This window comes from Marinobacter daepoensis DSM 16072, assembly GCF_000421165.1.
In the GTDB taxonomy this organism is placed as follows: Bacteria; Pseudomonadota; Gammaproteobacteria; order Pseudomonadales; family Oleiphilaceae; genus Marinobacter; species Marinobacter daepoensis.
This window is the reverse complement of sequence record NZ_ATWI01000009.1, coordinates 468534-488558: the sequence shown is the minus strand read 5'-3', so window position 1 is coordinate 488558 and position 20025 is coordinate 468534. Positions and strand designations below refer to the sequence as shown.

At 56.3% G+C, this 20025-nt stretch carries 18 protein-coding genes and 1 tRNA gene; 18 read left to right on the top strand and 1 reads right to left on the bottom strand.

What is annotated here, in order from left to right:
* Window positions 1-3: 3 nt before the first annotated feature.
* From K325_RS0107715 to secF, 14 genes are all read left to right on the top strand, one after another.
* Window positions 4-1926, top strand: a complete 1923-nt coding sequence (locus K325_RS0107715; protein WP_029653692.1) for a flagellar hook protein FlgE — start codon at window positions 4-6, stop codon at window positions 1924-1926.
* Between the two features lie 75 nt (window positions 1927-2001).
* Entirely contained in the window at window positions 2002-2754 is a 753-nt protein-coding gene (locus tag K325_RS0107710) for a flagellar basal body rod protein FlgF (RefSeq protein ID WP_029653691.1), read from the top strand.
* 82 nt (window positions 2755-2836) lie between these two features.
* Window positions 2837-3625, top strand: coding sequence for a flagellar basal-body rod protein FlgG (gene flgG / locus K325_RS0107705; RefSeq protein WP_029653690.1), 789 nt, complete (start codon window positions 2837-2839; stop codon window positions 3623-3625).
* A gap of 3 nt (window positions 3626-3628) precedes the next feature.
* Window positions 3629-4330, top strand: coding sequence for a flagellar basal body L-ring protein FlgH (gene flgH, locus K325_RS0107700; RefSeq protein WP_029653689.1), 702 nt, complete (start codon window positions 3629-3631; stop codon window positions 4328-4330).
* A complete protein-coding gene (locus tag K325_RS0107695) occupies window positions 4327-5421 on the top strand; it encodes a flagellar basal body P-ring protein FlgI (RefSeq protein ID WP_029653688.1) in 1095 nt (364 codons plus the stop codon). The genes flgH and K325_RS0107695 overlap by 4 nt, the downstream gene beginning before the upstream one ends.
* A gap of 8 nt (window positions 5422-5429) precedes the next feature.
* On the top strand, window positions 5430-6419 hold the full coding sequence (gene flgJ / locus K325_RS0107690; protein WP_029653687.1) for a flagellar assembly peptidoglycan hydrolase FlgJ: 990 nt from the start codon (window positions 5430-5432) through the stop codon (window positions 6417-6419).
* 6 nt (window positions 6420-6425) lie between these two features.
* Window positions 6426-8492 (top strand): flagellar hook-associated protein FlgK, encoded by a 2067-nt coding sequence (flgK, locus tag K325_RS0107685; RefSeq protein WP_029653686.1) that lies wholly within the window; start codon window positions 6426-6428, stop codon window positions 8490-8492.
* 16 nt (window positions 8493-8508) lie between these two features.
* Window positions 8509-9741 carry a flagellar hook-associated protein FlgL gene (gene flgL / locus K325_RS0107680; RefSeq protein WP_029653685.1) on the top strand — a complete coding sequence of 411 codons (1233 nt, stop codon included), beginning with the start codon at window positions 8509-8511 and terminating at the stop codon, window positions 9739-9741.
* 82 nt (window positions 9742-9823) lie between these two features.
* Window positions 9824-9910: transfer RNA gene (locus tag K325_RS0107675), tRNA-Leu, on the top strand.
* A 41-nt stretch (window positions 9911-9951) separates the two neighbouring features.
* On the top strand, window positions 9952-11052 hold the full coding sequence (queA, locus tag K325_RS0107670; RefSeq protein ID WP_029653684.1) for a tRNA preQ1(34) S-adenosylmethionine ribosyltransferase-isomerase QueA: 1101 nt from the start codon (window positions 9952-9954) through the stop codon (window positions 11050-11052).
* A 14-nt stretch (window positions 11053-11066) separates the two neighbouring features.
* A complete protein-coding gene (tgt, locus tag K325_RS0107665) occupies window positions 11067-12188 on the top strand; it encodes a tRNA guanosine(34) transglycosylase Tgt (protein ID WP_029653682.1) in 1122 nt (373 codons plus the stop codon).
* Window positions 12189-12229: 41 nt separating this feature from the next.
* Complete coding sequence (yajC, locus tag K325_RS0107660; protein ID WP_029653681.1) at window positions 12230-12592, top strand: preprotein translocase subunit YajC; 363 nt, start codon at window positions 12230-12232, stop codon at window positions 12590-12592.
* A 92-nt stretch (window positions 12593-12684) separates the two neighbouring features.
* Window positions 12685-14559 carry a protein translocase subunit SecD gene (gene secD / locus K325_RS0107655; RefSeq protein WP_029653680.1) on the top strand — a complete coding sequence of 625 codons (1875 nt, stop codon included), beginning with the start codon at window positions 12685-12687 and terminating at the stop codon, window positions 14557-14559.
* Window positions 14552-15502, top strand: a complete 951-nt coding sequence (secF, locus tag K325_RS0107650) for a protein translocase subunit SecF (protein WP_029653678.1) — start codon at window positions 14552-14554, stop codon at window positions 15500-15502. The genes secD and secF overlap by 8 nt, the downstream gene beginning before the upstream one ends.
* A 78-nt stretch (window positions 15503-15580) precedes the next feature.
* Here the strand turns inward: secF and K325_RS0107645 are convergent, their stop codons facing one another.
* Window positions 15581-16381, bottom strand: coding sequence for an inositol monophosphatase family protein (locus tag K325_RS0107645; protein WP_029653677.1), 801 nt, complete (start codon window positions 16379-16381; stop codon window positions 15581-15583).
* Between the two features lie 192 nt (window positions 16382-16573).
* Here K325_RS0107645 and trmJ point away from each other — a divergent pair, with 192 nt between their 5' ends.
* The 4 genes from trmJ to K325_RS0107625 all read left to right on the top strand — a co-directional run bounded on the left by trmJ (window position 16574) and on the right by K325_RS0107625 (window position 19977).
* Window positions 16574-17431: a tRNA (cytosine(32)/uridine(32)-2'-O)-methyltransferase TrmJ gene (trmJ, locus tag K325_RS0107640; RefSeq protein WP_029653676.1), complete on the top strand. Its 858-nt coding sequence runs from the start codon at window positions 16574-16576 to the stop codon at window positions 17429-17431.
* A gap of 4 nt (window positions 17432-17435) precedes the next feature.
* Window positions 17436-18233, top strand: coding sequence for a serine O-acetyltransferase (gene cysE, locus K325_RS0107635; protein WP_029653675.1), 798 nt, complete (start codon window positions 17436-17438; stop codon window positions 18231-18233).
* A gap of 78 nt (window positions 18234-18311) precedes the next feature.
* Complete coding sequence (iscR, locus tag K325_RS0107630) at window positions 18312-18809, top strand: Fe-S cluster assembly transcriptional regulator IscR (RefSeq protein WP_029653674.1); 498 nt, start codon at window positions 18312-18314, stop codon at window positions 18807-18809.
* A gap of 19 nt (window positions 18810-18828) precedes the next feature.
* Window positions 18829-19977 (top strand): IscS subfamily cysteine desulfurase, encoded by a 1149-nt coding sequence (locus tag K325_RS0107625; protein ID WP_029653673.1) that lies wholly within the window; start codon window positions 18829-18831, stop codon window positions 19975-19977.
* Window positions 19978-20025: the final 48 nt, after the last annotated feature.

Below are 20025 nucleotides of genomic sequence, written 5' to 3'. Positions count from 1 at the left end.
GTCATGGCGTTTAATACAGGTCTGAGTGGTCTTCGTGCTGCCTCGGTGGATCTTGAAGTTACCGGTAATAATATTGCCAATGCCAGTACCGTCGGTTTCAAAGGCAGTCGGGTGCAGTTCGGCGACCTTTATGCCAGCGGATTCCTGAGTTCCGGTACGAATCCGATCGGGGACGGGGTTCGGGTGCAGGATGTGGCTCAGTCGTTTGGTCAGGGCAACATCAGCTTTACCGATAACGGGCTGGATATGGCGATCAGCGGCGATGGCTTCTTCATACTGAACAATGGGGGAGAGATTCGTTATTCCCGGGCCGGACAGTTCACCATCGACAAAAACGGTTACGTGATCAACAATCAGAGTATGCGTGTTCAGGGCTACACTGCTGACGACGACGGCAATCTGTCAGGGATTCGCGGGGATCTGCAGATTCAGACCGATAACCTGGCGCCCCGGCGTACCACTAATCTGATTTCCGGCCTCAACCTCGATTCCCGGGAATCTGTTCTTGAACGTCGTATTCGGGATTTTGATCCGCTGACCATTGCGGATCTGCAAGGTGAGGGGTTCACCTTCAGTTACTCTGATGGCACGGGTGATTATACGGTGCCACCTCTGTCGGCGACGGCCTCTGCCAGTGAAGCGGCGGCAGCGATTAACGCCGCACCTGGCGTCACGGCAACAGCCACCACCACGGCGGTTCTGGACGGCGGCCTGACGGACAACTTTATCAGTACCGCTGGCAATTTCCGCCTGGAAATCAGCGTTAATGGTTCTGCGCCCATTCCTCTGGATCTTCAGGGCGTCTCCTCGCTGGACGAGCTGGCCAGTGCCATCAATGCCACATCCGATAATGCGATTTCTGCGTCAGTGGTGGATCATGATAACGATCCTGCGACGGCAGGCCGTCTCCGGGTCATTCACAGCGGTGGCGAACCCCTGGAGATCGCCTTTGGTGATGCGCCTGCCGGTGATCCGTTACCCCCAGCGACCGCTTATGAAGGCGAGGTGTTTGTGACCACCAACCGGAACGTGGCGCAGGTGGCGACGGACCCGGCCTCCAGCGGGACGAACTTTGAGACGGCTTTCAACGACACGCCGTTTACGGTCACCAATGAGTTCAACCCGATTGACCAGCGTACCTATAACCACGCAACGTCAACCACGATTTTCGACAGTCTCGGGAATGACCATAAGCTGACTCAGTTCTTTGTCAAAGAGCCGTCACCGGGCAATGGCGTTGGTCAGAGCCAGTGGTCGATCTACCTGCAGATCGATGGAGAGCTGGTGGGTGGTACCGATCAGACGCCATACACTGCGATCTTTGATCAGGATGGTGAACTCGAGTCGATAAACGGAGATCCTAACGGCGAGATCATTGTGACGGATTGGGTGCCCAAGGATCCCAGTGGCCAGCCGAACGGTGCGGATGGCCCTCCGGCAGACCCTGGCAGTGTGGTTAGCCCGATTCCTGAGCCCGCTGTCAGTTCCGCTTTTATACTGAGTCTTGGCGACACCTCCCAGTACGGGGCAACGTTTGGTGTGAATGATCAGCGCCAGAATGGTTACACCACCGGCCGTTTGTCAGGTCTGGATGTATCTGATCAGGGTGTGATCTTTGCCCGGTACACCAACGGTCAATCGAAGTCGCTGGGGCAGGTGGCGCTGGCTGCGTTTAACAATACCGATGGTTTGTCGCCGGTTGGCGATACCACCTGGGTGGAGACGTTTGAATCTGGCCAGCCGGTCATTGGAGCGCCGGATACAGGCACTCTTGGGTCCATTGAGGCCAGCTCGGTTGAGGAGTCCAACGTTGATTTGTCTGCGGAGCTGGTGAATCTGATCATCGCGCAGCGCAACTATCAGGCAAACGCCAAAACGATTGAGACCTCTGACTCGGTCACCCAGACGATCATCAACCTGCGCTAATTCCTTTCATAGAAAACATGGCACGACTCCTGCAGTAAGACTGGAAACAGTCAGAATTCCGGCAGGAGTTTGCCCATGGACAAAGCCCTCTACATTGGAATGTCTGGTGCCAAGCAGAACATGTTGGCCCAGCGTGCCCACGCCAATAACCTGGCTAACGTAAATACCACCGGGTTCAAAAAGGATTTTGCCCAGGCCCGGAGTATGCCGGTGTTTGGGGAACATCATCCCACGCGTGCCTACGCCTTGACCGAAAGGCCAGGGACCGACCTGTCTGCCGGTGCCTTGATGGAGACCGGCCGTAAGCTGGATGTGGCGGTTGATGGCGAGGGGTGGCTGGCCGTTCAGAACGATTTTGGGGAAGAAGTTTTTACCCGCAGCGGGAGCCTTCAGGTAGACGTCAATGGTCTGGTAAGGCTGGCCAGTGGTGAGTTAGTGCTGGGGAACGGTGGCCCGGTGGCTTTACCGCCTTTTGACAATCTGCAGGTCGGGACCGACGGAACCATTTCGATTGTCCCGGTTGGCGGTCCCCCGGACCAACTGGTTGAAGTGGACCGCCTGAAGCTGGTTAATCCGCCGTCCGGGGCACTGGAGAAAGGGCTCGACGGGTTTATTCGTCGCCAGCCGGGCCAGGTGCTGGACGGCCCCGAGCCGCCAGATGCATTGATGCGGGTGGCTACCGGATTTCTGGAGAGCTCCAACGTCAATGCCGTGGAGGAAATGATAGCCAACCTTCAGCTGTCCCGTCAGTACGAGATGCAGGTGAAGGTGATGTCTACCGCCAATGAAAATTCACAGGCTGCGGCACGACTGTTGCAGAACCTCTGATAACGATGATCAAAAAGCCCGTGACCGGCATCAGGCGGCAAAAGATCGCCGCCGTGAACGGTAACAGGCAAGGAGTGGAAGCATGCATCCAGCACTTTGGGTCAGTAAAACGGGGTTGAGCGCTCAGGACACCAATATGTCCACGATCTCAAATAACCTGGCGAACGTGAATACCACAGGGTTCAAACGGGACCGGGCGGTGTTTCAGGATCTGCTCTACCAGATTAACCGGCAGCCAGGCGGGCAAAGTACCGAGAACACTCAGTTGCCTTCCGGGTTGCAGCTGGGCACTGGGGTCCGGATTGTTGGCACCGCAAAACAGTTCAGTCAGGGCAATCTGCAGATTACCGAGCAGCCTCTGGATATGGCGGTTAATGGCCGGGGTTTCTTCCAGATCGAGCTGCCGGATGGTCAGATTGCTTATACCCGTGACGGCCAGTTCCAGCTCAACGCCGATGGTGATGTCGTCACCCCGGACGGGTTTCCGCTGCAGCCCAACATCAATGTGCCGGAGAACGCCACCAATCTGAGTATTGGCAAGGACGGAACGGTTACTGCAATTACCGATGACCAGTCGGCGCCGATCAATCTGGGCCAGATCACGCTCGTGGACTTTATCAACCCGCAGGGGCTGCAGGCGATTGGTAACAACTTGTTCAAGCAAACCAATGCCAGTGGTGATCCCGCAGAAGGTGAAGCCGGGCTGGCCGGCCTCGGAACCATTGAGCAGGGGTCCATTGAGTCCTCCAACGTGGAAGTGGTTGAGGAGCTGGTGAACATGATCACAACGCAGCGAGCCTATGAAATGAACTCCAAAGTGGTCTCCACCACAGACCAGATGCTTCAGTTCATCACCAACAATATTGGTTAAGCCATGACACGCATACAACGCACGTTACGCACTGAAAAGCTGGCCACCCTGGCACTTGTGGGTGTGCTGATTGTGCTGCAGGGATGCACCGCAATGACCCGCCCACGGGCGGTGCCGGATGATCCTGCGTATGCGCCGGTTCGCGCACATTCGATGATGCAGCGAGACCCGGATTCCGGAGCCATCTATCAGGTATCCCGAAACTACAATCTGTATGGCGACACCAAAGCTCTGAACGTGGGCGATGTGCTGACGGTCTTGCTGCAGGAGTCCACGAGCGCGAGCAAAAACGCGGAGACGTCTATCACCAAGGATCAGGAACTGAGCCTCCCGGAGCCCAACCTGTTTGGCAAGAACAACATCGGCCTGAATACGTCGGTGAACTATGAGCGGGATTTCGAAGGCTCAGCCGAGGCAGACCAGAGCAACAGCCTGGCGGGCAGTATCACCGTGACGGTAATAGAAGTGCTTCCTAATGGGGTGCTTCGGGTCCGAGGGGAAAAATGGTTGTCCCTCACCAATGGTGACGAGTATATCCGGATGACCGGACTGGTCCGGCCTCAGGACATTCAGCCCGATAATACCGTTGCTTCGAACCGGGTGGCGGATGCCCGGTTTGCCTATGGTGGCACGGGTGATTTCGATCAGGCCAACCAGATGGGCTGGCTCGCGCGCTTCTTTAACAGTGAATGGTGGCCGCTATGATCCGGAAACTGATATCGGTGATGTTGCTGGTGGCGATGGTCGCTTCGCCGGCGATGGCTGACCGTCTGAAAGACCTGGCCAAGGTGAAGGGGGTTCGCAACAACCAGCTGATTGGTTATGGCCTGGTGGTGGGGCTTGATGGCACTGGTGACAAGGCACCATTCACCAACCAGACCTTCCGGAACATGATGAATCAGTTTGGCATTACCTTGCCAGATGGTGTGAACCCGAACCTGGCCAATGTTGCGGCGGTGACGATCAGTGCCACCTTGCCGGCGTTTGCGAAAGCTGGCCAGGAGCTTGATATTACCGTGTCCTCAATCGGTAATGCAGACAGCCTGCGTGGCGGTACCCTGCTGATGGCCCCTTTGAAAGGCGCAGACGGGCAGGTTTACGCCATGGCTCAGGGCAGCCTGGTGGTAGGCGGTTTTGGTGCGCAGGGGCAGGATGGTTCCCGAATTACGGTGAACGTGCCCAGCGTTGGGCGTATCCCCAACGGCGCAACGATAGAGCGTGAGGTTGAGTCCCCGTTTGCTCGGGGGGACACCATTACGTTTAACCTCCAGCGCTCTGATTTTACAACGGCTCGCCGGGTTGTCGAGGCCATCAACGATCGGCTTGGGCCAGACATGGCTTATGCCCATGATGCCACTTCCATTTCCGTGAGAGCGCCCCGCGATCCTTCCCAGAGAGTCAGCTTTCTGTCCATTCTGGAGAACATTGAAGTTGATCCGGCACAGGAAGCCGCCCGGGTGGTGATTAACAGTCGCACTGGCACCATTGTGGTAGGCCAGAATGTGAAAGTAAGCCCGGCCGCAATTACCCATGGCAACCTGACCGTCACCATCCAGGAAAATCCGGAGGTGGTTCAACCGAATCCACTGGCTCAGGGCGAAACGGCGGTCCAGCAGAATACCCAGATTGCGATCACCGAAGACCCTGCACGCATGTTCCAGTTCGGCCCCGCAACCACCCTGAATGAGATTGTTCAGGCGGTGAATCAGGTGGGTGCGGCGCCGGGTGATGTCATGGCGGTGCTGGAGGCCCTGAAACAAGCCGGCGCATTGCGTGCCGAGCTGATTGTGATCTAGGTGGGACTATGCAGGATTCCCGGATACAGCAAGCCCAGGTCTACACCGATTTCAGTGGTCTGAACGCCCTTAAAGCCCGGGCACGCACTGACAAGCAGGCCGCGCTGGAAGAGGTTGCAAAGCAGTTTGAGAGCCTGTTTCTGTCGGAAATGCTGAAGTCTATGCGAAAAGCCGGAGAGGTCTTTGCGGAAGGCAATTACCTGAACAGCCATGAGAGTGCCTTGTATCGGGATATGTTTGATAGCCAAGTCAGCCTGAGCATGGCCGGTGGGTCGGGTACCGGGCTGGCGGAAGCCTTGGTGCGCCAGCTTGGGAAGCAGGTGCCAGACCTGCCGCAGGCGGGTGAGGCGTTGGGAGGGCACAAGCGTTCCATTGTGGATTACGATCGCAGATTGCCGGCGATTTCCAGCACCTTGCCGGAGCGGTTGGCTGAGGTGGATGAGGTGGTGGCCAGAGTTGACAGGAAGGCCGGGAGCCCGCCCCAGGCCCGGCTGCCTGAGGCATTTGAATCCCCCGAGCATTTTGTCGCCTCTTTGATGCCGTTTGCTGAGCGGATTGGCAATGAAAGCGGGATCGATCCGAAGGTCATGATTGCTCAGGCCGCGCTGGAAACAGGGTGGGGCCGCCACATGATCAAAGGCGACGGGGGCCAGCCCAGTTTCAATCTGTTTGGCATCAAGGCGGACGGTCGGTGGAACGGCGATGCCGTGGGTATTACCACGACGGAGTTCCGGGGTGGCGTGGCCATGAAAGAGCGCGCGGACTTCCGTGCTTACCCCGATTATGAGGCCAGCTTCCGGGATTATGTCGACTTCCTGCAGAGCAACCCCCGCTATCGGGATGTCCTGTCTTCTGCGGGCCAGCCAGAGGTCTTCGCCGACAAGCTGCAGGAAGCGGGTTATGCAACTGATCCCGAGTACGGAGCCAAAATCCGTCGAATCATGAATCGGGATTCTCTGATGACGCTGACGATGAACGGCGACCAGACCAAGGAGTAACAGATCATGGCGGGCCTGATTGGTATTGGTCTGAGTGGCGTGTTGGGCCATCAGACCGCGCTGAACACCACGGCTAACAATATTACCAATGCGAACACGCCTGGCTACAGTCGCCAGGAGGTTCAGTTTGAGACTCAGGACGGCCGGCGCACCGGTGCGGGTACCATTGGCAGCGGCGTTTCAATTTCGAACATCCGCCGGTTGGCGGATGCCTACCTCAACCAGCAGCTGCGGGAAGACAGCACGTTGTTTGGCGAACAGAACGCCTTCAATGCCGAATTGACGCGTCTCGACAATCTGTTGGGGGGCGAGGACACAGGGCTGAACAACGCTCTGAATAACTTCTTTTCTGCCCTGCAGAATGCGGCTGAGGACCCAACGTCTTTGCCGCAAAGGCAACTGGTGCTGAGTGAGGCGCAGCAGTTGGTGAATCGGTTTCAGGGACTGAACCAGGAATTCATCCAGCAGCGAGAATCCGTTAAAACCCAGATGCAGCAAGGCGTTAACGACGTCAATACTTTGCTCAAGAGCATCGCTGACCTGAACCTGGCTATTTCGGAATCGCCGGGTGTGGCTCAGGGCAAGATGCCTCTGGAGCTGATGGATCAGCGAGATGAAAAGCTTCGCCAGTTGTCGGAGTTGGTGAGCATCCGTGTGACCGAGGTGGAAGGCAGTCAGGTTAACGTATCGCTGGCCAACGGTCTGTCTCTGGTTACCGGTGCGAATGCGTCAGAATTCGCAACCCGGTCCAGCGCCCAGGACCCGACCCGGCTGGAATTCACCCTGACCACCGGTGGCCGGACACTGCTGGTGGATGAGCAGATTCAGGGCGGTAAGCTCGGTGGTTTACGGGCGTTTGATGAGCTGGCTCTGAAGCCGGCGTTCGACGAACTGGGCCGGTTGGCCATAGCCATATCTTCTGCCATGAATCACCAGCATGAGATTGGGATGGATCTTGAGGGCGACCTGGGAGGCAGCTTCTTTACCGACGTCAATGCTCTCGAACTGCAGCGAAGCCGGGTGGTGCCAAACGGTAACAACAATCGCAACACCACCGGTCAGCTTGCGGTGGAAATTACCGACAGTTCGCTATTGCCGGCCGGGTCCTGGGAGCTTCAGTTCTCGGGCGATGGGCGCAGCTACGAGCTGATCGATTCCATGACTGGCGAGACGGTGAGGCAAGGGCGGTTACCAGACCCGGTTCAGTCTGAAATCAATATGCCCGGGTTCAATATCCGGGTGGAAGGCGGTGAGTTCAATCCCGGCGACAAATACCTGATTCAGCCAGGCCGGAATGCGGCTGACAGTATGAACCTCAACATTCGTCGAGAGGAAGATCTTGCCTTCGCAAGCCCTATCCGTACCGCGGCGAATGACAGTAATCTGGGAACTGCGACGATCAACCAGGGCGACATGCTGAATGTCCGGAACCCCAATACCGGTGCGTTGCTGGATGACTTTCAGGGAGCCGGGCAATTTCCGGATGGGCCTGTAACCGTTACGTTCAGCAACGACGGGGCCGGTAATATCGGCTACGTCGTCTCGAACGATAGCGGGGTGCTGTTCGACAGTACCATGGTGGACAACGATGGTGACGGGGTGGCGGATACCTACGATCCCCAGAAGATCAATCAGATTTTCAGTTCCCGGCCAGAAGACGAAGCCAATGGGCAGTACCGTGGTTATGTGTTCGAAATGACGGGAGAGCCCGCCGATGGCGATGTGTTTACCATCGATTTCAACAAGAACGGTGTCTCTGACAACCGTAATGCCGAGTTGCTCGCTGGCCTGGGAACGAAGAACACGCTTAACGGTGGTTCCCAGAACTTTACAGAGGGGTATGCCGGGCTGGTCGAGGATATCGGTGTGAAAACTCGTCAAAGCCAGATGGATAAAGAGGCCAGCGCGACACTGCTGGAGCAGTCGGTTAACCAGAGGGAGTCCATGTCGGGCGTGAACCTGGATGAAGAAGCCGGAAAGTTGATTCAGTACCAGGCCGCCTACAACGCTTCGGCTCAGGTGATGTCGGTGGCGCAGGATCTTTTCAATACACTGTTGCAGAGTTTTCGCTAAGTCGAGGTGATGTTTCATGATCAGAATTTCATCACAGCAGATTTTTTCCGGGGGAATTAATCGGCTTCAGGACATCAGCAGTAATCTGGTGAATACCCAGCAGCAGATTTCCACCGGTAAAAAGGTCAACAAGCCTTCTGATGATCCGGTTGCTGCGGCGCGGATCCTGAAGCTTGATCAAGAGCTGAAGCGTATTGAGACCTATGGTCGAAACGCTGATCTGGCTGATAACCGGCTCAAGCAGGAGGAGAGTACGCTGGCCAGTGCCGTGGATCTCCTTCAGCGGGTCCGGGAACTGACAGTGCAGGCTGGCAACGGAACATTGTCAGCCAATGACCGCCAGTCTATCTCGGAGGAGCTGAAAGAACGTCTGGACCAGTTGGCCAATATCGCCAATACACGCGATGCCTCCGGTGAATATATTTTCAGTGGATATCAGGGCAGTACGCCAGCGTTTGCAAAGAATGATGAAGGTAACTGGATCTATCAGGGGGACGAGGGCCAGCGGGAACTCGAAATTGACGACGGTGTAACGGTTGCCATCAGTGACCATGGAAAAGGCATCTTTGTGGATGTTCCGAAGGCTGTTTCTGCCAAAGGAACCACCTCTGCGGACGGATTTGTGTCGGATCTGGAGTTGATCGCGCCCACGGACCTGACTAACGCCTTCGGCCCGCGAGCGCCGGATGATTTTGACCTGACGGTAACGGCTAACGCAGCGGGCGACCTGGAAATAACAGCTTCCTATACCCGGGACGGAACCACCTATCCTTTAACGGTGGAGCCGGCCGGAGCAGTGGTGGGGGAGGAGTTTCAGGTGGCGGGGGTTCGGATGACCCTCAATAACGCACAGGATGGTGATACCTTCACGCTGGGCGTGAGCGACAAACAATCCGTGTTTGGGACCATCGAGAACCTGATAGATGGCCTGGACAGTCTCTCAAAAACGGACCCCAAGAGCCGTGCGGCATACGATGCTCTGGTCGCCGAGTCGCTGATCAATCTGGATAACGCTCAGGAATCCATCATCCTTAAGCAGACCGAACTGGGCGGCCGTATGAATGCGGTAGAATCAACCACGGCCTTTCTGGATGATTCCGGTTTGTACACTCAGGAAATCCGCTCCCAGCTTCAGGACGTGGACTACGCAGAGGCTATCAGCAATCTGAGCTTTCAGAGCTTTGTATTGCAGGCTGCGCAACAGTCTTTTGCGCAGGTTTCTCAGCTGTCCTTGTTCGATCGGCTGTAATTGATTGTGCCAGCGAGCGATTTTTGCCGCTGGCTTGTTGATTTCAGGCTCTGGCTCAGTATAATCCCTTCCACTCTCCGATGGCGGCGTGGTGAAATTGGTAGACACGACGGATTCAAAATCCGTTGGGGTAAAACCCGTGGCGGTTCGAGTCCGCCCGCCGCTACCACTTATAGGCCGCAACCTGCGGCATCGTGAATAGCCCGGCCCATGAACGTCTCCGATTTTCATTTTGATCTGCCGGACGAGCTTATCGCCCGTTATCCGCTGAAAGAACGCAGCGCCTCGCGCCTGCTCTGTCTGAATGGCCTATCCGGCCAGACGCATCACCAGACCTTCAAAGACCTTCAGGGGCTGCTGCAGCCTGGCGATTTGCTGGTGTTTAATAATACCCGGGTAATCCCTGCGCGCCTGTTCGGTCAGAAGGAAACCGGTGGCAAGGTGGAAGTGCTGATTGAGCGCCTGCTTGGTGAGCGCGAGCTTCTGGCGCACACCCGCTCATCGAAATCTCCCAGAGAAGGGCAGCGCCTGTTGCTTGAAGATGGCAGCGCGCTTCGCATGACTGGCCGGGAAGATGCCTTGTTCCGTTTCGAATACGAAGGCGACGGCCCGTTTCTGGACGTGCTTGAGCGGATTGGGCACATGCCCTTGCCGCCCTATATGGAACGGGACGATGAGCGGTCAGATCGTGAGCGTTATCAGACGGTCTACGCAAAAGAAGCGGGTGCGGTGGCTGCGCCCACTGCCGGGCTGCATTTTGATGACGAGGTGCTGGCGGCACTTGAAGCCAATGGCGTTGAATTTGCCTACGTCACACTGCATGTGGGGGCGGGCACATTTCAGCCGGTCCGGGTCGACCGAATCGAAGATCACGTCATGCACAGTGAGATTGCCCACGTACCGGTGGAGACCGTTGAGGCCGTTGGTCGGGCGCGCGCCAGAGGGGGGCGGGTGGTTGCTGTTGGCACGACCTCTGTCCGCTCTCTGGAGTCGGCAAGCCGGGCGGGGCGCCTCAGTGAATTTCGTGGTGAAACCGATATTTTTATCTACCCTGGTTATCGCTTCCAGACCGTAGACGCCATGATCACGAATTTTCATTTGCCGGAATCAACTCTGATTATGCTGGTCAGTGCATTTGCCGGCTATAGCAATATCATGTCGGCCTACCGGGAGGCGGTGGATCAGAAATACCGCTTCTTCAGTTATGGTGATGCCATGTTTCTCACCGCTCAGGAGCCCAGTCGGGGAATGATGCTGGGAGCGGATGCCGCTGAGCAATGTCAAACCGAATCCCGTGGAGAATCCCTGTGAGTGAATCCTGTTTTATGTCGTTCGAAAAACTCGGAGAGGATGGCAAGGCCCGGCGTGGCCGGCTGACATTTCCTCGCGGTGTTGTCGAGACGCCAGCGTTCATGCCGGTTGGTACCTACGGTACGGTGAAAGGCATGTTGCCAAGAGACATCAAGGAAATTGGTGCTCACATTATTTTGGGGAACACCTTTCACCTGATGCTCCGTCCCGGTACTGAGGTGGTTAAGGCGCATGGCGATCTGCACGATTTTACCCAGTGGCACGGCCCCATTCTGACGGATTCCGGCGGGTTTCAGGTGTTCAGTCTTGGTGAGATGCGAAAGATTACCGAGAAGGGGGTGACCTTTCGTTCGCCGGTCGATGGCTCGAAAGTAGAATTGTCTCCGGAGATTGCAATCGGAGTTCAGCGTGATCTCGGCTCAGACATTGTCATGATCTTTGATGAGTGCACGCCATACCCGGCGACGGAAAAACAGGCCAGAGAGTCCATGGAGCTCTCACTTCGCTGGGCGGAGCGAAGCAAGAAGGCTCATGAAGGGAATCCTGCGGCACTGTTTGGGATTGTTCAGGGCGGGATGTACGAGCCACTGCGGGATCAGTCGCTTGAGGGGCTCAAAAGCATCGGATTTGATGGTTACGCGATTGGCGGTCTTTCAGTGGGTGAGCCAAAGGAAGACATGATTCGGATTCTCGACCATTTGCCCCCGAAAATGCCGGAAGATAAGCCCCGGTATCTTATGGGCGTTGGCCGTCCGGAGGATATCGTTGAGGCCGTGCGCCGAGGCGTTGATATGTTCGATTGCGTGATGCCAACCCGGAATGCCCGTAATGGGTATCTGTTCACGTCGACCGGAATTGTCAAAATCCGCAATGCAAAGAATCGCCACGATACCGGGCCACTGGATGAGCGCTGCGACTGTTATACCTGCAAGAACTTTTCGAAGAGTTATCTGCATCACCTTGATAAGTGTGGGGAAATGCTTGGTTCACAGCTGAATACCATCCATAACCTCAGGTTTTACCAGAACCTGATGAGTGGATTGCGTGGGGCCATTGAAGCAGGTACATTGTCGGACTTTGTAAGCGAATTCTATGCCTTACGTGGCGAAACTGTGCCGCCACTGGGCGTTTCCTGAACAAATTTTGCTCTAAATCAGTCAATAAACGGAGAACCTGAATGAAATCAGTCAAATTGCTCATTGCTGGCCTGCTGTCTCTGATGCCTGCTCTGGCTTCGGCTCAGGAAGCTGGCGCTCAGGGCATGAGCGTGATGGGTCAGATCATCTTCTTCGCCGGCTTCATCCTGATTTTCTATTTCCTGATCTGGCGTCCTCAGTCCAAGCGCGCGAAAGAGCATAAGGCTCTGATGTCCGGGCTGAACAAAGGTGATGAAGTGGTGACCTCTGGCGGTGTCGCTGGCCGGATCACCAAAGTAACCGACGACTTCATTGTTCTGGAAGTGTCTGACAACGTAGAGATCAGAATTCAGAAAGTGGCCGTTGCGGCTGCGTTGCCTAAAGGCACTCTCAAGGACATCTGAGCTGTTTCCCGGGCGCATCCTTGATGCGCCTGTTCTTTTTCTGACTGCCTGAAACACCAAGACCGGCGAGTCTGCCGGCTCGAAGGATTCTCATGCTGAACAAGTATCCTCTCTGGAAAAACCTGATCATCGTGTTCGCGCTGGTGATCGGTTTTATATACGCTCTACCGAATTTCTTTCCCGATGATTATGCCGTCCAGATTACCGGTGCCCGCGGCAGCACGGAAATTGATCAGCGTGTGCTTGATCGTGCCCTGGCGAAGCTCGAACGGGAAGGTATTGAAGTCAAGTCCAGTATTCTGGAAGACCGCGATGCCCTGATTCGTCTCAACGGTTCCGATGATCAGTTGCGGGCTCGTCCGGCCGTCCAGGCAGCGCTTGGTAATGAATATCTCGTGGCGCTGAATATGGCGCCGTCTACCCCTGGCTGGCTGCGTAGCCTGGGAGCAGGCCCGATGAAGCTGGGTCTCGACTTGCGGGGTGGGGTTCACTTCCTGCTGGAAGTGGATATGGAAACGGCACTCAATCAGCGGCTGGAGGCTTTGTCTGGCCAGATCAAGCGTGACCTTCGTGATGAGCGTATTCGCTACCGGGGTGGGGATATTGAGAGCCAGACCCGCATTGTGCTGAGCTTCCGCGATGAGGCATCCCGTACTGAGGCATTTCAGCTGGTTCGCGATCAGTACAACGAATTTCTGCTAGACGAGAGCGCGGAAGGGGGCGAATTTCTGCTGACGTTGTCTCTGGCCGAAGCCGAAATCCGGAATATCCAGGAATACGCGCTGGAGCAGAACCTGACGACCATCCGTAACCGGGTAAATGAGTTGGGGGTGGCGGAGCCATTGGTTCAGCGCCAGGGAGCCGATCGCATCATTGTTGAGTTGCCCGGCGTTCAGGATACTGCGCAGGCGAAACGAGTTCTGGGGGCTACTGCTAACCTTGAGTTCCGTATGGAGGCTCGTCAGGATGCAGCGTCTGCTGAAACTGAGCAGTTTTCGTTCCGCGACAATGCTCAGCGCACCGCCCGGCTTGAGCGTGACGTGATTGCCACAGGCAATAATGTCGCCAATGCCCAGCAGGCATTTGATGAAAACGGTCAGCCCCAGGTCAACATCACCATGGACTCTGTGGGTGGTGACCTGATGAATCGGGCTACCCGCAATAGCATTGGTCGTCGGATGGCGGTTCTGTTTATTGAATACCGCACCGAGACCGATACTCGCGAAGTGAATGGAGAGATCCAGGAAACGGAAAAACGGGTGGTCGAGAAGGGCATTATCAGTCTGGCGACGGTGCAGTCGGCCTTGGGTAGCAGTTTCCGTATTACCGGGCTCGATTCTATCCCTGAAGCCTCTGAGCTTGCTCTCCTGCTGCGGGCAGGGGCGTTGGCAGCTCCGATGTACTTCGTTCAGGAGCGCACCATAGGGCCAAGCCTGGGGCAGAAAAATATTGATGCCGGCATGATGTCTGTGTTGCTGGGCTTTGGCCTGGTGCTGCTGTACATGCTGATTTTCTATCGGGGCTTTGGGCTTATTGCCAATGTGTCGCTAACGCTCAACCTGATGCTGTTGGTGGCGTGCATGTCCATTCTGTCTGCAACCCTGACCCTCCCGGGCATTGCCGGTATTGTACTTACGGTTGGTATGGCTGTAGATGCGAACGTCCTGATCTTTGAGCGTATAAAAGAGGAGCTAAAATCTGGTGCGCCTCCCCAGAGTGCTATTAACGCCGGATACGGACGGGCGTTTGTCTCAATCTTCGATGCGAATATCACAACCCTGCTGGTGGCCGTTATTCTGTTTGCCATGGGCTCGGGGCCGGTCAAGGGCTTCGCCGTTACTCTGTGTATCGGTATTCTGACGTCCATGTTCTCAGGGCTGATGGTCAGTCGCAGCATCGTGAACCTTGTCTATGGTGGTCGCCGGGTTGAAACACTGTCGATCGGGGGGAAGCTTAAAAATGCCTGATATGGAAAAGCAACCGTTTGATTTCATGGGGTTGCGGAAGGTTGCTTCCGTAGTTTCTATTTTCCTGGTGGTCGCCTCCATCGCGCTGTTGGCGGTTCGCGGGCTCAATCTGGGGATGGATTTTACCGGGGGGACGTCGGTTGAGCTGGAGTACGCCGAAGCGCCAAGCCTGGATGGCATCCGAAGTACGTTGACCGAAGCCGGATACGAGCAATTTGCTGTCCAGAATTTCGGCGCTGACACCACGGTCCTGATTCGTATGGCCGAGGCGGGCAACGATCAGTTGGCGGCGGACGTTGCTGCGGCACTTGCCGGTAGTGGCAATGAGCTTGAACTGGTCAGTTCTGAGTTTGTCGGCTCTCAGGTTGGTGAGGAACTGAAAGAGGACAGCGGGCTTGGGTTGCTGATTGCGCTTGCGGTAGTGTTGATTTATGTCGGCATGCGCTTCCAGTTCAAGTTTGGCATTGCCTCGGTGATTCCGCTGGCCCACGATGTGATTATCGTGCTCGGTGTTTTCGCGTTGTTTCAGTGGACATTTGATCTGACCGTGCTGGCGGCATTGCTGGCGGTCATTGGCTACTCTCTGAATGACACGATCGTGGTCGCTGACCGGATTCGTGAGAACTTCCGTAAGATGCGAGTGGGTGAGCCCTGGGACATCATTAACCAGTCAATCCATGAGACCATAACACGAACCATCAACACCTCTGGTACCACGTTGGTTGTGTTGCTGGCGCTGTACTTTCTCGGCGGGGAGGCGATCAATAACTTCGCCATTGCGCTGATTATCGGTGTGGTCGTGGGTACCTATTCCTCTATCTATGTGTCGGCGAACATGTTGATGGTGATGGGGGTGACTCGCGAAGACCTCATGGTGCCTTCCAAAGAGGGGGCAGGAGAAGAGGAAGAAGAGCAGCCGCCTGAGTGGCTGAACCGGATGTAAGTCCGGTTTTTGAGCGAGCATAAAAAAACCGCCATCCTTTGGGAGTGGCGGTTTTTTTTATCCGGGCAGGTCAGGTTATTACCGTGGCAGTCTGCCTCGGAATGGGTGAAGCGTTTTGAGCAGTTCCCGGAAAAGCTTGGGGTTGGCCACGACAAGCTGCTTCGCTGCGCCGGCAGCAGGGTTGCCTGAAAAGTCGCCGGTGAGGGCGCCCGATTCCATAGCCAGTGTGACGCCAAGGTCGTAATCGGCAGCCTCTGGCCGGAAGATCACAACGGCGTCCAGCAGGCCGGCTGAAACCCGGGCAATGTCCAGCGTGACACAGCCGGAAGTGCGGAACATTGCTGTATCGCGTGCCAGGACGGCAGCCATCTCGCCCCAGATCATTGGGTCGTCACCCTGCCGTGACTGATCCAGCAGGTTGGTCGCCAGGGCTGCCCGTGATGTGGCCTTGATATCGGACGTGCGCACCCGTCGGCTGTTCAGGGCTGCGCCATGGCCGCGGCTCGCTGAATATTCTTCTCCGGTGATCGGGTTGACCAGCAAGAGGTTTTCTGTGCGGTTGTTCCTCTTCTGGGCCAGGGCGAGGACAAACTCCGGAATGCCCCGGACAAAGTTGTCACGGCCCAGGACCGGGAAAATGTGCCAGCTTTTTTCGTTGGTACCGGCATCGGCCTCGCCTGCTGGGGCGATGACGTGGTCCTTGTAGGCCTTTTCCAGTTGCTCAGTGAAGTTGTCGTAGATTGACCGCTCCACGCGCTCCAGTTGCCGATAACGCTCGGACTCGTCCTTGCCGTTAGGCTCCTGGCGCTCGAAATGGGCTTTCAGGTAGTCAGAACCCTGGCGGGCGACGCGCAGGGCCATTTTAATTGCTGGTTGCATCTGAGTGTTCATTATCCGGGTGTGTGAAGGCCGGCCATCATAGCAAAAAGTGGCCCGTCTTGTATGTTTTTTGGCTCAGCAAAAGCACGGATGTCATGGGGTTGCGAGATATCCTGGAAGCGGATTGGCCCCGAATTCTGTTATAATGCAGCTCCTTTCACTACGTTTCTTGAAGTAACAGGCCTAATGACCATGAACAAGCCCGCGTTGCCGTTGGAAAGCACCGATACCTACAACGACCAGATTCGTATTGTCCTCGTTGAGACGACACATTCGGGCAACATAGGCGCCGTGGCCCGCGCCATGAAGAATATGGGGCTGGGGAATCTTTGGCTTGTTAACCCTTCGTCGTTTCCGGATGAGGCCTCCTATGCGAGAGCTTCTTCTGCGGCTGACGTGCTGGATCGGGCGCAAGTGGTGTCGACACTGGATGAGGCCTTGTCAGAGTGCGTGCTGGTCATGGGGACCAGTGCCCGTGGTCGCAAGGTTCCGTGGCCGGTTGTGTCGCCTCCGCAGGCAGCCGTGACAGCTGCAGAACACAGCAGTCGTGGCCCGGTTGCCCTGGTGTTCGGCCGGGAGAGCAGCGGGCTCTCCAATGAGGAGTTGCAGCATTGCCATTACCACATCCACATCCCTTCGAACCCCGATTACAGTTCACTGAATCTGGCTATGGCAGTTCAGGTGATCTGTTATGAGCTGCGGATGCATTACCTGAGGGGGCTTGAAGAGGAGGAAAGCAGCCCCTACCTTGATGCCATGCTGGTGCCTGGCGATCGCGGCTGGGATGTTCCTCCGGCGACCGTGAATGAGGTAGAAGGCTTCTTTGGCCATCTTGAACAGATGCTGGAGGATGTGGATTTTCATCGCCGTGATAACCCCAGGCAGCTGATGGCCCGGTTGCGGCGGCTTTTTCAGCGGGCGCAGATGGACCAGATGGAAATCAATATTCTTCGAGGGGTGCTGTCGTCGGCGCAAAAGGCTGCAGGTGCCCGTGAAGGGGTAAGAGGCAAGGCAACGGCGGCCAGAGTCGCCGATGAAGGACAGGAATAACATCATGTTTGAGCGCTTACGCGAAGATGTAAACAGTGTATTTCATCGGGACCCGGCTGCCCGGAACACCTTCGAGGTACTGACCAACTATCCGGGGCTGCACGCCCTGTTGTTGCATCGTTTTTCCCACTGGCTCTGGGGGTTGGGGCTGAAGTGGCTTGCCCGGACCATCTCCACTCTGGCGCGATGGTTTACCGGTATCGAAATCCATCCGGGTGCCTCGATCGGGCGTCGTTTCTTCATAGATCACGGAATGGGAGTGGTTATTGGGGAAACCACGGTGATCGGCGATGACGTTACGCTCTATCAAGGGGTTACTCTGGGCGGCACAAGCTGGAATAAAGGCAAGCGACACCCCACCATCGGAAATGGCGTGGTTGTGGGTGCCGGCGCAAAGATTCTTGGGCCATTTGAGGTGGGTGAGGGGGCCAAAGTTGGCTCCAACTCGGTGGTGACCAAGGCCGTGCCTCCGGGGGCAACCGTGGTGGGGATTCCCGGGCGAGTGATTGTTAAGCGCCAGGGCGAGGATGATGTCCGGCGCAAGCAGATGGAAGAGCGCATGGGGTTCGATGCGTATGGCGTCACTGAGGAAATGCCTGACCCGGTCGCTCGCTCGGTCCGGGCGTTGCTGGATCATATGCATGCGGTTGATGACCGGATCGAAATCATGTGCAAGGCGCTGCGCAAGGTTAATGCCGAATACCAGAATGGCGAGCTGCCTCGTTTGCACGATGAGGATTTCGACTGTGTGCGTGATGAGCCGGATGAGCCGGGAGAGTCGGGTGAGCAGGGGCGAGGCTGAATACTTGACTGTTTTGGTGGGTCAATTCATACTCGCTCCAGTGAATCGGGATCCAATCCCATTACTGGGGCTGAGGTTATGAAGCTGACCACAAAAGGCCGCTATGCTGTAACGGCAATGCTGGATCTTGCTCTGCACGCAGGGCAGGGGCCTGTGAGCCTCGCGGATATCTCGACCCGGCAGGAAATCTCCCTTTCTTACCTAGAGCAGCTTTTTTCTCGGTTGCGGCGCCAGAACCTGGTGGACAGCGTGCGTGGGCCGGGGGGCGGGTATCGTCTCAGTCGGTCTGCCGATGAGGTTTACGTGGCGGACGTTGTCGATGCGGTGAGTGAATCTCTGGATACTACTCGCTGTGGCAACAAAGGCGATTGTCAGAACGGCGAGAAATGCCTGACTCATCATCTGTGGTCCGACCTTAGCGATCAGATCCATCAGTTTCTGAGTGAAATCAGTCTGGGTGATTTGATGCGTAAGCATGAAATTCGCCAAGTGGCTGATCGCCAGAACCGCAAGCATTCCGAAGAAAACCCGGAAACCATTAATACCCAACGACTGACTGACCAGGCTCCGGCCTGATAACCCGACCTCTTTGACTATGAAAAAGCCCGTCTATCTGGATTATGCGGCAACGACGCCCGTTGACCCGGCCGTTGCTGAAGAAATGATGAAATGCCTCACGCTTGACGGGGTGTTCGGTAACCCCGCGTCCCGTTCCCATGGCTATGGCTGGCAGGCAGAGGCCGCTGTTGAGAATGCCCGACGCCAGGTGGCGGAACTGATTCAGGCTGACCCTCGGGAGATTGTCTGGACATCCGGGGCAACTGAGTCAGATAACCTCGCCATAAAAGGGGTGGTGGAGCTACACGATCGCCCCCATGTCGTTACGTCGATTATCGAGCACAAGGCGGTGGTCGATACCTGCAAATGGCTGGAAGACAAAGGGGTTGGCGTTACCTGGCTCAGGCCAGATGCCGATGGACGACTTAGGCCTGAGGTGGTGGAGCAGGCGCTTAGGGACAATACGGTGCTGGTTAGTCTGATGATGGTCAATAACGAGCTTGGTTCTATCACTGATACGCAGGCAATTGGTGCCATGCTGCGCCGTCGGGGTGTACTTTTTCATGTTGATGCCGCACAGGCAGCAGGTAAGTGTCCGCTGAATGTTTCCGAGTTGAATGTTGACCTGCTCTCGCTTTCCGGTCACAAGGTATACGGCCCCAAGGGTATTGGGGCGCTCTATGTTCGGCGTGCACCGGATGTTCGCATCGCCGCCCAGATTCATGGGGGCGGTCATGAGCGTGGAATGCGTTCAGGCACGCTGGCAACGCATCAGATTGTCGGGATGGGCAAAGCCTTTGAACTCGCCAGGGCAGGTCTTGAGTCTGAAATGGAGCGGCTTGAGCAGCTTCGGTCCCGGTTTTTGGAAGCGCTCGAAGGGCTGGAGGGGGTTCACTTCAATGGTAGCCGGGATCATCGGGTGCCTGGCCTGATCAACCTGTCGTTCGAAGGTGTAGAGGCAGAGTCGCTGATGCTTGGCCTTAGGCAGGTAGCGGTGTCGTCGGGGTCGGCGTGCGCGTCGGCAACGGTGGAGCCATCTTACGTGTTGCGTGGCATTGGCGTCAGCGATGAGCTGGCGCATCGGGCATTGAGATTTTCGTTTGGCAGGTTTACGACAGAAGATGAAATCGTCTTTGCCTGTTCACAGATCAGGGATGTTGTGGAGCGACTTCGTTCTGTGCGGTAGGCAGGTGCATCCGGACTGCGTATAATCCCACCCCTGAATTTTCAACAC